The organism is Streptomyces diversicolor, assembly GCF_057537855.1.
In genome coordinates this window covers 39,756-53,996 of record NZ_BAAJXA010000013.1, presented here as the reverse complement: position 1 = coordinate 53,996, position 14,241 = coordinate 39,756, and the positions used below count along the sequence as shown (strand labels likewise).

At 72.4% G+C, this 14,241-nt stretch carries 12 protein-coding genes; 9 read left to right on the top strand and 3 right to left on the bottom strand.

The window, feature by feature from the left end:
- Positions 1–96: 96 nt before the first annotated feature.
- Positions 97–696, top strand: a complete 600-nt coding sequence (locus tag AC27LF_RS17295) for an NADPH-dependent FMN reductase (protein WP_479659898.1) — start codon at positions 97–99, stop codon at positions 694–696.
- A 290-nt stretch (positions 697–986) separates the two neighbouring features.
- Positions 987–3,656 (top strand): SpoIIE family protein phosphatase, encoded by a 2,670-nt coding sequence (locus AC27LF_RS17290; RefSeq protein ID WP_479659899.1) that lies wholly within the window; start codon positions 987–989, stop codon positions 3,654–3,656.
- 176 nt (positions 3,657–3,832) lie between these two features.
- Here AC27LF_RS17290 and AC27LF_RS17285 read toward each other — a convergent pair whose 3' ends face one another.
- Together AC27LF_RS17285 and AC27LF_RS17280 are read right to left on the bottom strand one after the other, a co-directional pair.
- Positions 3,833–4,468: a response regulator gene (locus AC27LF_RS17285; RefSeq protein ID WP_479659900.1), complete on the bottom strand. Its 636-nt coding sequence runs from the start codon at positions 4,466–4,468 to the stop codon at positions 3,833–3,835.
- Positions 4,465–5,691, bottom strand: a complete 1,227-nt coding sequence (locus AC27LF_RS17280) for a sensor histidine kinase (protein WP_479659901.1) — start codon at positions 5,689–5,691, stop codon at positions 4,465–4,467. The genes AC27LF_RS17285 and AC27LF_RS17280 overlap by 4 nt, the downstream gene beginning before the upstream one ends.
- Before the next feature lie 170 nt (positions 5,692–5,861).
- Between AC27LF_RS17280 and AC27LF_RS17275 the strand changes: the two genes are divergently transcribed.
- The 6 genes from AC27LF_RS17275 (at position 5,862) to AC27LF_RS17250 (ending at position 11,085) form a co-directional block, all read left to right on the top strand.
- Positions 5,862–6,950 (top strand): ABC transporter permease, encoded by a 1,089-nt coding sequence (locus AC27LF_RS17275; RefSeq protein ID WP_479659902.1) that lies wholly within the window; start codon positions 5,862–5,864, stop codon positions 6,948–6,950.
- Positions 6,947–7,630, top strand: a complete 684-nt coding sequence (locus tag AC27LF_RS17270; protein ID WP_479659903.1) for an ABC transporter ATP-binding protein — start codon at positions 6,947–6,949, stop codon at positions 7,628–7,630. The genes AC27LF_RS17275 and AC27LF_RS17270 overlap by 4 nt, the downstream gene beginning before the upstream one ends.
- Positions 7,631–7,879: 249 nt before the next feature.
- Positions 7,880–8,635: an SDR family NAD(P)-dependent oxidoreductase gene (locus AC27LF_RS17265; protein ID WP_479659904.1), complete on the top strand. Its 756-nt coding sequence runs from the start codon at positions 7,880–7,882 to the stop codon at positions 8,633–8,635.
- Between the two features lie 205 nt (positions 8,636–8,840).
- Positions 8,841–9,572: an SDR family oxidoreductase gene (locus AC27LF_RS17260; RefSeq protein ID WP_479659905.1), complete on the top strand. Its 732-nt coding sequence runs from the start codon at positions 8,841–8,843 to the stop codon at positions 9,570–9,572.
- Between the two features lie 64 nt (positions 9,573–9,636).
- Complete coding sequence (locus tag AC27LF_RS17255; protein ID WP_479659906.1) at positions 9,637–10,239, top strand: hypothetical protein; 603 nt, start codon at positions 9,637–9,639, stop codon at positions 10,237–10,239.
- A 177-nt stretch (positions 10,240–10,416) separates the two neighbouring features.
- Positions 10,417–11,085: a class I SAM-dependent methyltransferase gene (locus tag AC27LF_RS17250; protein ID WP_479659907.1), complete on the top strand. Its 669-nt coding sequence runs from the start codon at positions 10,417–10,419 to the stop codon at positions 11,083–11,085.
- A 192-nt stretch (positions 11,086–11,277) separates the two neighbouring features.
- Here the strand turns inward: AC27LF_RS17250 and AC27LF_RS17245 are convergent, their stop codons facing one another.
- A complete protein-coding gene (locus AC27LF_RS17245) occupies positions 11,278–13,167 on the bottom strand; it encodes an ATP-binding cassette domain-containing protein (RefSeq protein ID WP_479659908.1) in 1,890 nt (629 codons plus the stop codon).
- A gap of 428 nt (positions 13,168–13,595) precedes the next feature.
- Here AC27LF_RS17245 and AC27LF_RS17240 point away from each other — a divergent pair, with 428 nt between their 5' ends.
- On the top strand, positions 13,596–14,219 hold the full coding sequence (locus AC27LF_RS17240) for a GH32 C-terminal domain-containing protein (protein WP_479659909.1): 624 nt from the start codon (positions 13,596–13,598) through the stop codon (positions 14,217–14,219).
- Positions 14,220–14,241 lie beyond the last annotated feature (22 nt).

Here is a 14,241-nt window from a genome sequence, read left to right as displayed (position 1 = left end):
GAGCCGAGGATACGGCGCCGCCGGCGGGCCGAGGGTGGCCCTGTCAGGGCCAGCCTGAGCACGGTCTGGCTGCGGCCGGGCGAAGGCCCGACCGTGATGGGCATGAACAACACACACAAGCTGGTGATCATCGTCGGCAGCGTCCGCGAGGGCCGGTTCGGCCCGGTGGTGGCGGCGTGGGTCGCCGAACAGGCCCGGCTGCACGGTGGTTTCGATGTGGACGTCGTCGATCTCGCCGAGTTCGACGTCCCGTTGACCCTGCCCGCCGTGTCACCGAAGGCCGCCGGCGCCGACTACCCGCGCCCGGCCGGCCTTGCGGGTCTGACGTCGGCCCTGGCGGGCGCCGACGCGTTCATCGTGGTCACACCCGAGTACAACCACAGCTATCCCGCGTCCCTGAAGGCGGCCATCGACTGGCACTTCACCCAGTGGACGGCCAAGCCCGTCGCGTTCGTCAGCTACGGCGGAGCGGCGGGCGGCCGGCACGCGGTGCTGCACCTGGAGAATGTGCTGACCGAGTTGCACGCCGTGACCGTCCGCGACGGACTGGTCTTCCCGAACTACTACACCGCCTGGCAGGACGGCAGGCCGCTCGATCCCGCGGCCGCCGGATACGCCAAGACCCTGCTCGACCAGCTGACCTGGTGGGCGGGCGCACTCCGCACGGCACGCGCGTCCGCCCCCTATCCGGCCTGAGACCTGCGCCGACGGCACACCGCCCAGGCACGGTGGGCCGCTCAGGATCCGCGCGTTCACCCCGTGAAGAAAATGGTGCTATGAACAGATGGTGAAGCGATTTTTACCGCCGATACCGGCGGTGGCTCCGCCGTCTCTCCGCAGGTCCGGCGCGTGATCGGTACGGTTCCGCGAGCCCGGACCGCGGCTGCGGTGTCCGGCGGGCGGACCGGCGCGCCGGGCCGGGGCCGGCCGCCGGTCCGGGCTCGGGACTGCGCTCCCTGCTCAACCTGGGCAGCGCGGCCGGGCAGGTGTTCGTCGCGCAGGTCCTCATCGTGGTGTTGCTGGTCGCGGCCGGAGTGGTCGCCCTCGTGCTGCTCGCGCAGCAGTACAGCACGCGGGAGGCGCAGCAGAAGTCGGTGACCGCCGCCGAGACGTTCGCGAACTCGCCGGGCGTGGTGGCGGCGCTGGACGGCCGGAATCCCACGGCGGCGCTGCAACCGCGCGCGGAGGCGGCCCGGAAACGGGCGGGTGTCGACTTCCTCGTCGTCATGAACACCCACGGGATCCGCTATACGCATCCCTTCCCGGGGGCGATCGGGAAGAAGTTCACCGGCACCATCGGGCCCTCGCTGGCGGGCCGCGTCACCATTGAGCGCTCACAGGGCGGACCGCCGCTGCCCGGGGGCAGCGGCCCGGCCATCCAGGCGATCGTCCCGGTGTTCCGGGACAACGGCTCGATCGCCGGCCTGGTCTCCGCCGGGGTCAAGGTCCAGAACGTGTCCCGACTGGCCCGGCAGCAGCTTCCGATCGTCCTCGGCACCGGTGCGGGCGCCCTCGTCGTGGCGACGGCCGGGACGGTGCTGGTCTCCCGGCGGCTGCGACGGCAGACGCACGGACTCGGGCCGATGGAGATGACACGGATGTACGAGCACCATGACGCGGTGCTGCACGCGGTCCGGGAGGGCGTGCTCATCGTCGCGGCCGACGGGCGGTTGCTGCTGGTCAACGACGAGGCACAGCGACTGCTCGATCTGCCGGCGGACGCGGAGCGGCGGCACGTGGGTGACATAGGTCTGGACAGCGGGACGGCGCGGCTGCTGGCGTCGGGCGAGCCGGTCACCGACGGAGTGCACCTGGCCGGGGACCGGCTTCTCGCGGTGAACAAGCGGCCGACCGCCCCGTTCGGGGGGCAGGCGGGCCATGTGGTGACGCTGCGGGACACCACGGAGCTCGCGCAGGTGTCGGGGCGGGCGGAAGAGGCACGGGGCCGGCTGAAACTGCTGTACGACGCCGGAATGCGGATCGGGACCACGCTGGACGTCGTCCGCACCGCGGAGGAACTGGCGGACGTGGCGGTGCCGCGGTTCGCCGACGGCGTCGTCGTCGACCTCCTGGACGCGGTGCTGCAGGGGCGCGACCCGGGCAGCGAGCAGGTGCGGCGGATGCGGCGCACGGCGATCAGCGGCCGGTTCGACGGGCTGCCGCTGACTCCGCCGGGTGAGCCGGTCACGTTCCCGCCGACGACACCGCAGGCGCGGGCGCTGGAGCGCAGGCGGGCGGAACGCGAGGCCGATCTGCGCCATGCGACGGGATGGCAGGCGCACCACCCCGACCTGGCACGCAGCGCGCTGGAGCACGGATGGCACTCGCTGGTCACGGTGCCCCTGCAGGCCAGGGGCGTGGTGCTGGGGCTGGCGAGTTTTTGGCGTGCGGGGGATTCGCCGGCCTACGCGGAGGAGGACGTGTCGTTCGCGGAGGAGCTGGCGGCGCGGGCGGCCACCTGTCTCGACAACGCCCGGCGGTTCACGCGCGAGCACACGACGGCCGTGACGTTGCAGCGCAGCCTGCTGCCGCGGGGGCTGCCGCAGCAGAACGCCCTGGACATCGCCTGGCGGTATCTGCCCGCACAGGCGGGCGTCGGCGGGGACTGGTTCGATGTGATCCCGCTCCCCGGGGCGCGGGTCGCGATGGTGGTGGGCGACGTGGTCGGCCACGGTCTGCACGCCGCGGCGACCATGGGGAGGCTGCGTACGGCAGTGCACAACCTGTCCGCCCTGGACCTGCCCCCCGACGAACTGCTGGGCTTTCTCGACGAACTGGTGGCGCAGATGGACGCCGGCGACAGCGATACGGAGGTCGGTCAGGAGGTCACCGGGGCCACCTGCCTCTACGCGATCTACGATCCGGTGCCCGGATCATGCACCATCACGCGCGCCGGACACCTCGGCCCAGCCCTGATCCACCCGGACGGCACCGTCATGTTTCCCGAGACCCCCCTCTCACCGCCGCTCGGGCTGGGCAGCGGTCTCCCCGTCGAAACCGCCACCCTCAAGCTGCCGGAAGGCAGCCGGCTGGTCCTGTTCACCGACGGATTGATCGAAGACCGTCACCGAGACCTCGACACGGGCCTGCGTATTCTGCGGGACGTTCTCGCCCAGCCGCACCGGACCCCGGAACAGACGTGCCGGGCGGTGGTCGAGGCGCTGCTGTCCGGGCATCCACGAGACGATGTCGCCCTGCTCGTCGCTCGCACCCGCGTCGTCAGGCCCGACCAGGTCTGCGAATGGGACGTTCCCTCCGACCCGGCGGTGGTTTCCCGTATCCGCTCCGACGTCGGCCGCCGGCTGGAGACCTGGGGCCTGGACCAGCTCGCCTTCGCCACCGAGCTGATCACCAGCGAGTTGGTCACCAACGCCATCCGGTACGGCACCCAGCCCATCCGGCTGCGTCTCCTGCATGACCGCGACCTCATCTGCGAGGTCTCCGACGGTGCCAGCACCTCGCCGCATCTGCGCCGGGCGGCCACCACCGACGAGGGCGGCCGCGGCCTGTTCCTGATCGCCCAGTTCGCCCAGCGCTGGGGGACCCGCCACACCGCCCACGGCAAGATCATCTGGACCGAGCAGTCCACCGCCGGCGGGGCCACGGCACCTGGCGACGACCTGGCCGACGCGCTCCTCGATCAATGGGACGAATGAGAAAGGCCCCTTTGCGCCGCACGGATCCGCCGCCGTGAGCCCTGCCGTCATGGGACCGACACCTCGCCGTGCGGGTCGGGCGGCCCGGGCGACCCGTCGGGGACCGGCGCCACGCTCTCACCGGGCGCCGACGGGCCCAGGGCCGGCCGTGGCCGCGGGACGGCACGTCACCTGTGTCAGCGGCGGATGAGCCCGAGGTCGGTGGCGGTGGCGACGGCGGCGGTGCGGGAGTCGACGCCGAGTTTCGTGTAGATGCGGGTGAGGTGGGACTTGACGGTGCCCTCGGTGAGGTGGAGGCGGCGGCCGACGGCCTGGTTGGACAGGCCGTCGGCGACCAGAGTGAGAACGTCGGTCTCGCGCCGGGTCAGGGCGGCGCCGGGTGTGCGCAGCCGGCTCATCAGCCGCTCGGCGACCGCGGGGGCCAGGGTGGTCCGGCCGACGGCGGCGGTGCGCACCGCGGCGGCCAGGTCCTCGGGAGGGGCGTCCTTGAGGAGATATCCGGTGGCACCCGCTTCGATGGCGGGCAGGGTGTCCGCGTCGGAGTCGTACGTGGTGACGACCAGAACACGGGGAGCGCCCGGCCGGGCGGTGATCCGGGCGGTGGCCTCGGCACCTCCCATGCCCCTGCCGAACTGCAGGTCCATGAGGACGACGTCGATGCCGCCCGCGGCGGCGCGGGCCACGGCGTCCTCGGCCGTGGCGGCTTCCGCCACGATGACGATGCCGGGTTCGGTCTCCAGGACGGCGCGCAGCCCGGCCCGCACCACGGGGTGGTCGTCGGCCAGGAGCAGACGGATGGGTGTGTCGGTCACGGGCGGGCCTCGGCCTCGGGTTCGGGTTCGGCGGATGGGGCGAAAGGCAGCCGGGCGGACAGGGCCGTGCCGTGGCCGGGGGCGGATTCCAGGGTCAGGGTGCCGCCGAGCGCGTGCATGCGGGCGCGCATGGCCGCCAGACCGAAGCCACCGCTTCCCGGGTCGGGTGTGAGCACCTGCGCGGGGTCAAAACCCGCACCGTCGTCGACGACGGCCAGGGTGATGTGCTCGCCGAGGTAGGTGAGGGTGACCTCCGCGGTGGTGGCGAAGGCGTGGCGGACGGTGTTGGCCAGCGCGGACTGGGCGACGCGCAGCAGGGCGACCTCGTGCGCGGTCGGCAGCGGGGCCGCAGGGCCGGCGAGGTGGAAGCGCGCGACGAGCCGGTGGCGGGCGCCGACGCCGGCGCACAGGCGTTCCAGGGCGTCGGCGAGGGTGCTGCCGTCCAGGGCGGGCGGGGTGAGGGCGGCGACAAAGCGGCGGGCCTCGGCGAGATTGTCCGCGGCGGCCAGACGGGCCGCCCGCACATGGCGTTCGGCGGCGTCGGGCCGGGCGGGCAGGGAGCGTTCGGCGGCCCGCAGGAGCAACTGGATGCTGGACAGTCCCTGGGCGAGGGTGTCGTGGATCTCCCGGGCCAGCCGCTCACGTTCGGCCAGCACCCCGGCGGTGTGCTGCGCCTGGGCCAGATCGGCGCGGGTGGCGGTCAGCTCCTCGATCAGTCGCCTGCGGTGTTCGCTCTCCCGGTACAGGGCCCGGTATCCCCACACCACGACGACCGCCACGGCGGCGCCCAGAGCGGGACCGATCACCATGGCGACGCTGAAGGAGCCCTGATGGGCGGCGAAGGCGGTGACCGCGGCCAGCGCGGTTGCGGCCACGGCGACGAGTCCGCCGCGCCGGGGCAGCAGATGGAGGTGGAGGAAGTACAGCGGGAAGGCCACCCACACGCCGTCGGGGGACAGGGCCAGCAGCGCCAGCCAGCCGGCGCCCACGGCGGCCAGCCATCCGGCGGCGGCCCGCCGGGAGCGGCGCACCCGGGGCAGGATCGGCCCGGTCATGTACACCACGGCGCAGGCCGCCGTCATCGCGAGGATCCACCCGGCGTGCGGCCGGCTGTCGGCCAGAGCGCGGGCGCCGGCCAGCACGAGCAGGCCGATGACCAGCAGGTGCAGGCACCAGGCCAGGGCACGGCCGGTCGGGGTCGGGGCAGGGGCATCAGGGTTCACAGCCCTCCCAGCCTAAGGAAACAGCCTCCGTGCGGCCTCCATCGAAAGTCACAACCCGTGCGATGCCCATCGATCCGCGAAGTGCGCTCCCCTGCCAGAGGCCCGACCGCGGTCCCCCGGGGGACGGTGGGGGCGTACCGCGTCATCACCCGAAAGGTCAGGTCAAGGCCGTGTTCGTCGCCTGGAGAGATCTGAGGTTCGCCAAGGGGCGCTTCGCCCTGATGGCGACCGTCATCGTGCTGATCACTGTGCTGGTCGGTCTGTTGTCCGGGCTGACCGCCGGGCTGGGCCGGCAGAACGTCTCCGCCATCACCGGCCTGCCCGCCGGCGAGATCGCCTTCGACGCGCCCGGGGACGGGCAGGCGCTGTCGTACACCGACTCCACCGTCACCGAACGACAGTGGCAGCAGTGGGCCGGGACGCCCGGCGTCACCCGGGCCGAGCCGCTGGGCATCACCACCACCAAGGCCACCGCGGGTCGCACGAGCGCCGGTGTCTGCGTCTTCGGCGTCCGGCCCGGCTCCCGTCTCGCTCCGGACGGCGGCACGATCGAGGAGGGCGCGGTGGTGCTGTCGACCACGGCCGCCGACGACCTCGGTGTGGGCTCCGGCGACCGCCTCACCCTCGCCGGGCAGCGGCTGACGGTGGCCGCCGTGCGCGGCGACGCCTCCTTCAGCCACACTCCGGTGATCTGGACCAGCCTCGACGACTGGCGGAGGATCGCGCCGCCGACGGGCGGAAGCGGCGGTCCGACCGCGAGCGTGATCGCCCTGAACACCGCCTCCGGCGTCGACGTGGCGGCGGCCGACCGCGCCGCGGGCACGAAAACGGTCTCCAGGGACGACTCGCTGTCCGCGATCGGTTCCTACACCGCCGAGAACAGCTCGCTGCAATTGATGCGCGGCTTCCTGTTCGCGATCTCCGCATTGGTCATCGGCGCCTTCTTCACGGTGTGGACGATCCAGCGCGGTGGCGACGTCGCCGTGCTGAAGGCCCTCGGTGCCTCCACCGCCCATCTGCTGAAGGACGCCCTCGGCCAGGTCCTTGTCCTTCTCACCGGCGGAACCCTGATCGGCACCGGCATCGCCGTCGGCGTCGGCGCCGCCCTGGCCGACTCCGCCGTGCCCTTCGTCCTCACCCCCGCCACGGTCCTCGCCCCGGCCGCCGTGATGATCCTGCTCGGCGCGCTCGGCGCCGCCCTGGCCGTCGGCCGCATCACCTCCGTCGACCCGCTGACCGCACTGGGGAGCGCCCGATGAGCCTGAACCTGACCGGCATCACCCTCACCTACCCCGACGGCGACGTGCGGCTGACCGCCCTCGACCACATCACCCTCGACGTCCCCGACGGCACCCTGACCGCCGTGGTCGGTCCGTCCGGCTCCGGCAAATCCAGCCTGCTGGCCATCGCCGCCACCCTCATCACCCCCGACGCCGGCACCGTCACCATCGACGGCACCCCCACCACCGGCATGACCCGCCGTGAACTCACCGACCTGCGCCGCCACCGGATCGGCATGGTCTTCCAGCAGCCCAACCTGCTGCCCTCACTCACCGCGGCCGAACAACTCCAGGTCATGGCCCATATCGACGGCCGCCCACCGGCCAGGGCCCGCGGCCGGGCCATGGAACTCCTCGACGCGGTCGGCCTCGCAAGCCACGCGCACCGCCGCCCCCACCAGCTCTCCGGCGGCCAGCGCCAGCGCGTGAACATCGCCCGCGCGCTGATGAACGACCCCACCGTCCTCCTGGTCGACGAGCCCACCAGCGCGCTCGATCACGCACGCGGAGCCGCCGTCGTCGACCTGATCACCCGCCTCACCCGGCAACGGGCCACCGCCACCGTCCTGGTCACCCACGACCGCGCCCACCTCACCGCCGTCGACCGGATCGCCGAGGTCCACGACGGACGACTCGACCCGCCGGCCCCGTCCCGCTGAACACCGCACGGAGTCTTCGGACCGCCAGGGGGCGCCGCCGGGAGCGACCACCGCGACGGCGACGGGCTGCGACCGCACACGTGGACACGGTCAAGCGCGCCCCCGGGGAGCGGCGCCCGCCGGCTCGGCCGCCCATGCCGATCCGCACACGTTGCACGCACCGCTCGACCTGTTTGATCCTGGAGACAGACCGGCCCTTTGCTCGCCCGCCGTTCGTGCCGCTCGTGCCGGTCGTCCGGAGGTGGGTCCGTGACTGAGGCGACCGGCAGGGTGGCACTGGTGACCGGGGCCGGCAGCGGGATCGGCGCGGCCAGCGCGCGGCTGCTGGCCGCCCGGGGAATGCGGGTGGCGGTCGACTACCTCCACAACGGCGCGGCGGCCGAGGAGGTCGTCGCCGGCATCAGGGCCGCGGGCGGCCAGGCGATGGCCGTGCGGGCCGATGTACGCGATCCGGTGGCGGTCGGGAACATGATCGAGCGGGTCCAGGCGTCCTGGGGCGGCATCGGTGTGCTCGTGAACAATGCGCTCACCCCGTACGCGATCAAGCCGTTCAGGGACATGACCTGGGAGGAACTGAGCCGCAAACTCGACGACGAGATGCGCGCCGCGTTCATGGTCACCAAGGCCGTGCTGCCCGCCATGACCGACCAGGGCTGGGGACGGATCATCTTTCTCGGCACCGGCCTCAGCCGGCGGCCCCGGGCGGGCATGATCGCCCTGGGCACGGCCAAGGCCGCCCTCGCGCAGTTCGCCCGGTACCTCGCCCAGGAACTGGGCCCGCAGGGCATCACCGTCAACGTCGTCGAGCCCGGCCCGGTCGAGGACACCCGGATGGCACACGTGCCGGACGAGGAACACAGGCGGCGGCAGATAGCCGCCACCCCCCTGGGCCGGCTGGCACACCCGGAGGACATCGCCTACGCCGTCGCCTTCTACGCGAGCGAGGACAACGCCTTCATGACCGGCACCACGGCCGCGGTCAACGGCGGGATGGCCATGTACTGACGCCCCGCCGGCCCCGCACACCCGGACCACGCGGCCCCGCGACCGACGCGACCCGAGGAAGAGCGTTCATGCACCCGATCGATCTCACCCACGCCGGGCGGGGCCCGCACGAGGAAGCGGTCGCCCAGCCGGCGGCACCGCCGTCCAGGCACACAGCTCCCACAGGACCCTTATGCGCCACCGGCGTTGAGAGAAGGGGATCGCCATGAAGTTCGCAGTGATCGGCGGGACCGGACTGATCGGGTCCCGTGTCGTGGAGAACCTGAACGCGGCCGGGCACCGAGCCGTCCCGCACTCCCTGTCCACGGGGGTGGACCTCATCACCGGCCAAGGGCTGGAAGCAGCCGTGGCGGACGCCGATGTCGTCGTCAACCTGACGAACTCGCCGACCTTCGACGACGCATCGCTCGGCTTCTTCCAGACCTCGATGGACAACCTTCTCGCGGTGAGCGAGAAGGCCGGCGTCGGGCACTTCGTCATCCTTTCGATCGTCGGCGTGGACCGGGTGCCCGAACTGGTCTACTACCGCGCGAAGGTGCTTCAGGAAGACATCCTCAAGGCCGGTCCGATCCCGTATTCCATCGTCCGGGCCACACAGTTCATGGAGTTCATGGGCGCCACCCTGTCCATGACCGCCGACGGCGACACCGTCCGGCTGCCGCGCACGCCCATCCAGCCGATCGCCGCGGCGGACGTCGCCGGTTGCGTCGCCGAGGTCGCCGCGGGCAGGCCGCTGAACGCAGTCCTCGACATCGCCGGGCCCGATGTCTTCCCCCTCGACGAACTCGGCCGCCTCACCCTGACCGCCCAGCGCGACAGCCGCTCCGTCGTCACGGACGACACCGCCGGCATGTTCGCCGCCGCCCGCGGCGATGTCCTCACCGCTCCCAAGGGCGCCCGCATCGCCCCCACCCACTACACCGACTGGCTGTCCTGACCGCCGCCTCAGCGGGGAACGGGCGGCGGCACACCGGGTTTTCGGATGCCCGATGATGGAGGGCATGACGAACCGCACGTCCGTGCCCGGGGCGGCGGCGCGCCCCGGGCCGCCGCACCTGGCCGGCCTGACCGAGCCGGCCGACCGTCCCTGTCATGTGTCCGAGCATGTGTGGGCCGGACTGCTGGAGGCCGGCTGGGCCGCACGGCTGCGGTCCGAGGACGGCCGGACCCGGTTCAGGCTGCACTACTACGGGGAGCGGTTCGAGGACCTGATCGTCGGTGACGCATTGCCCGCGCTGGTGTACGCGGTCACCGGCTCGGGGCAGCGGATTCTGCTGTTCGACGGCGCGGTGCACGGCCATGACGCGATGTTCTGCGACCGGTGGGACGAAGACGCCCTGCGCACGCGCCGCGCCGACCAGGTGTATGTCGACGCCGACGGCGAGGACACCTTCGAGCTGGTGGTCTGGGTCGGCTACAACATCGACTGGGAGGAGGAGCGGGAGTTCTTCGTGGACGCCGACGCTCTCGACCTCGTCACGCTGGTCGACGGCCGTCGCATCCCGTTCGAGACCGCCCGGCACGCCGCCTTCGACGCGCTGTCCCTGTTCGCCACGAACGCCCGGGGACGGGCCGTGGACGTCGTCTCGGAGGAACTGGCCTGACCGGCACCCGGCCCCGCGGCCTTCGACGCCAGTTCAGTTCCGCCCAGGCGCTCGTCTCCCTCGTGCGCCGCCGCGGAGGTCTTGACCCTGCCCGAAGGTGAAGGCGGAGGGTGTCTCGAAAGACCACCGAGACGCGCACGCTTGGCTTCGTTCGAGACCTGGCAGAGAGGACCCCGCATGGACGTCGACGCTCTCCTGGCAGAGCAAAGGGCCTACTACAAGGCGGGGGCGGCCGAATACGACCGCCACTGGGCAGACCGCGAAGACCTGAAGGAACTGCTCGCTGCCGTCGATGAACTCCCCATTGCCGGAGACGTGTTGGAGCTGGCCTGCGGAACGGGCCAGTGGACCGGGAGGCTCGCGGCGCGGGCACGGTCGGTGACGGCTGTCGACGCGGCAGCGGAAGCGCTGGCGCTGGCTCAGGCGCGTACGGCGTCCCCCACCGTCCGGTTTCTTGAGGCCGACCTGTTCGAGTGGCGGCCGCTTCGGCGCTACGACACCGTCTTCTTCGCGTTCTGGCTCTCCCACGTCCCACCCAGCCGCCTGCCGGACTTCTGGAACATGGTCGCCGCCGCGCTCGCGCCGGGCGGCAAGGCGGTCTTCATCGACGACGGCCCCGGCATCGCGGCCCAGGAGGAAGTCCTCGGCGACCAGCCGGCCCCTGCGGTGCTGCGCCGCCTCGACAACGGCACCGAGTACCGCATCGTGAAGGTGTTCCATGACGTCCGCACGCTCACGGACCAGCTCACAGCGAGCGGGTGGCGGGCCCGCATCCGCCCGGTGGCCGGCAACTTCATCGCCATCGCGCAACCGCCGGCCCAGGCTGTCGGTCCGGCTCGGCCGTGAGAACCCTTGCCGGGTCGGGCGGTTGCCGCTGATCCGTCGAGAACCCGCGCGGGCAGCCGCAGGCGGCCCGTGGCCGCCGGACGCGCCACGCTCCGAAGACCGGCGCCGTGAACCGGCGCCGGTCCGTCGAGATCAGCCGCGCGAACGTCCGCCACGGCTACGGGCGTCGGCCCCGGCCCACGGGCCGGCCTGTCACCGGTCGCGCGCCAGGGAGAGGAGTTCCGCGAACAGGCCCCCGGCGTGTGTCAGGTCGTCGTACGTGCCCTGTTCGGTGACCCGGCCCTTGTCCATGACCAGGATGCGGTCGGCGAGCCGGGTGTTCTCCAGTTGGTGGGTGACGACGATCGTCATGCGGTCGGCGGCGATCCGCTTGATCTGAAGGAAGACGGCGTGCTCACCGCGGGCGTCCATCTGCGAGGTCGGCTCGTCCAGGATCAACAGGGGGGTCTGCCGGTAGAGCGCGCGGCCGCACACGAGCCGCTGCCACTGCCCGCCGGACAGTTCGGCACCGCCCCACAGCTCCTTGGCGAGGAGGGTGTCGAGCCGCCGGGGCAACTTCTCGATCGCCTCGCGCATCCCGACGGCATCGACCACGTCCCACACCGGTCCGTCGTCGTACGTCTTCGGCTGGCCCAGGGTGATGTTCTCGCGGGCGCGCAGCGGCCAGCAGGCGAACCCCTGCGGGACCAGCGCGGTGCGTTTCCACAGGGCGTCGGCATCGACCTGGGCGAGATCGACGCCGTCCCACAGGACGCGGCCCTTGTCGGGAAGCAGAATCCCGGTGAGGAGTCTGGTCAGGGTCGACTTCCCCGAGCCGTTCTCGCCGACGATCGCCAGGATCTCGCCACGGCGCAGCGACAGCGAGACCCCCGCGACGGCCGGTTCCTGCTTGCCGGGGTACTGGTACACGACGTCGTCCAGGCGGATCTCGTCCACGTGTTCCGGGACGGTCGAGTCGCCCCGCCGCTGGGCGCGTTCACCGGCCATGTCGAGGAAGGACCGCATGTCGGCCAGGTAGAGCGAGGTGTGGAACATGGCGGCGCCGTGGACGACGCACTGGGAGAGCGCCGCCAGTGTGGTCTGGACGGCGACGACGGCGGTGGCCGCGACGGGCAGGGCGACCCGGCCGGTGGTCGCGAGCCAGGCGAGGACGGCCCATGCGCACAGCAGGAAGACCCCGCCCAGGGCGCTGGTCGCCAGGACGATGCGGAGCATCCGTGGAGCCGCGGTCAAGGTGCGCCGGTCGATCCGGTCGGACAGGGCGCGGTACCAGTAGACGAGGTAGCCGGTCATGCCGTTGGCGCGGACCTCGTCGCCGTAGCGGGAGTAGGTGGCCCACCAGCGCATCATGGAGCGCACGTTGCGGTCGCCCAGGTTGAGGTAGTGGGTCTCGTAGTCGACGCGTGCGGTCAGCACGGCCCCGGCGCCGGCCGGGAGCACGGCCAGCAGGAGCAGGGGCAGCATCAGCGGGTGCAGCGCGGTGATCACTCCGCTGGCGGCGATCATGCGGATCAGGGCGGACATGAACCGTTGGGCGTCCTGCACCATCATCCGGGTCCGGGTGACACCGACTTCGGCGGCCTCCTGCCGGTCGGCGAATCCGGCGTCCCCGTACGCGGAGGACTCCACGCGGCACACGGCGGTGACGAGGGCGATGTCCGCTTCGGTCATCAGCACAGGAGTGATACGGCCGTCGGCGTACGAGGACAGGGCGCTGCTGACGCGGCCGACGGCCGCGGCCGCCGTCACGACGATCAGGGCGGGCAGTGCGGTGTGCAGCCGTTCGGAGACCGTGCCGGCACCCAGGATGCGGGTCATCGCCTGTGCGGTGAAGGCGAGGACGACGGCTGCCGCGACGCCGGTCAGCACCTGGCAGACGAGGAGGAGCAGGACGCCCGTCCTGTCGACGGCCCATGCCATCCGGGCCGTGTGCCCGAGCACCGAGGGGAGGCGTCGGCACATGGCCCCGAAACCGGCGTCCGCCAGCGGGTTCTTGCCGAACTTTCCCTCGAAGGTGATGCTGGCCGGTGGTGGAGGGGGCGGCGTCTTGGCGTCGGCGGTCGAGGTGTCAGTCACAGTCACCCGCATCCCTTCGAGGGTCCGTGCCGCGCCCGGACGGCTCGGCGGTGCACGGCATAACGACCCGTCGACGGAATCGAACGCGCTCGCTTTCGGACGCGCTGGGGGCCTTGAAACGCAAGGGCTCGAACGCGTGGACGCTGCGCGGGGGCCGTCGGGGGACGGCGGGGCTTGGCCGAATCGCCGCTGCCTGAAACAGGAGTGGCGGATGAGGTTTCCGACGGTCGATCGGCTCACGACGACAGCGGCGATCCCCGCCGTTCCATCGCCGCCGCCGAGCGCCGCTGACACGTTTCTCGTCCCAGCTCATCGCACTTCGCACTGCGCACTTCGCTCACCGGTCATCGCTCCACACCCACTCGCGTCCCATATGTACCGAGTTATCGCTAGGAGTCGTCCCATGCCCCGCCTCGGCACGGGACGCCGAGCGGGTGGGTGCCCCCAGCGCCTGGGCCGAACAGGTCGGCTGGGCCGGCCTGTTGACCCTGCCGCGGGAGCTGACCGCGCATCATGACGGCACCGTGCGGCAGCGGCCGGCCCGTGAGATCGACGCGCTGCGCGCGGAGCGGATCGCCGCCGTACGGACCGTGGTGAGAGGCGGTGAGCGGCGCGAGATCGCGGTGACCGGTGCCGCGTTCGATCTGCGGGCACGGCTGGAGCGCGACCCGGACGGTGCGGCGGCCGGCGGACTGCGCCCGGTCACCACGCGGGACGGCCGGGAACGGCTCGACATCGCGCTCGCCCCCGCCACCGGAGACCTGGTGGCCGACCGCGGCCGGGCCTCGCTCGACCCGCGGGCTCGGGGCGGCGCCTGGCGCATTCCGCGGGCGGCGGCTCCCGGCGCCGGCGCCGAGGTCAGGGTGATCGTCGACCACTCCGTCGTGGAGGTCTTCCTCGGCGACGGGCGGACGCTCACCCTGCGCTTCTACCCCACGGGACGGGCGCCCTGGCGGCTGCTGGCCACGGCGGCGGGCAGCGGCGACGCGGTGGTCGAGGCCGACGCCTGGCGGCTCGGCCCGCTGCGCCCCACCGGTGGCCAGGCCCCACCCGGCTGACGGCCTTGGCCGCGGCGGCGAA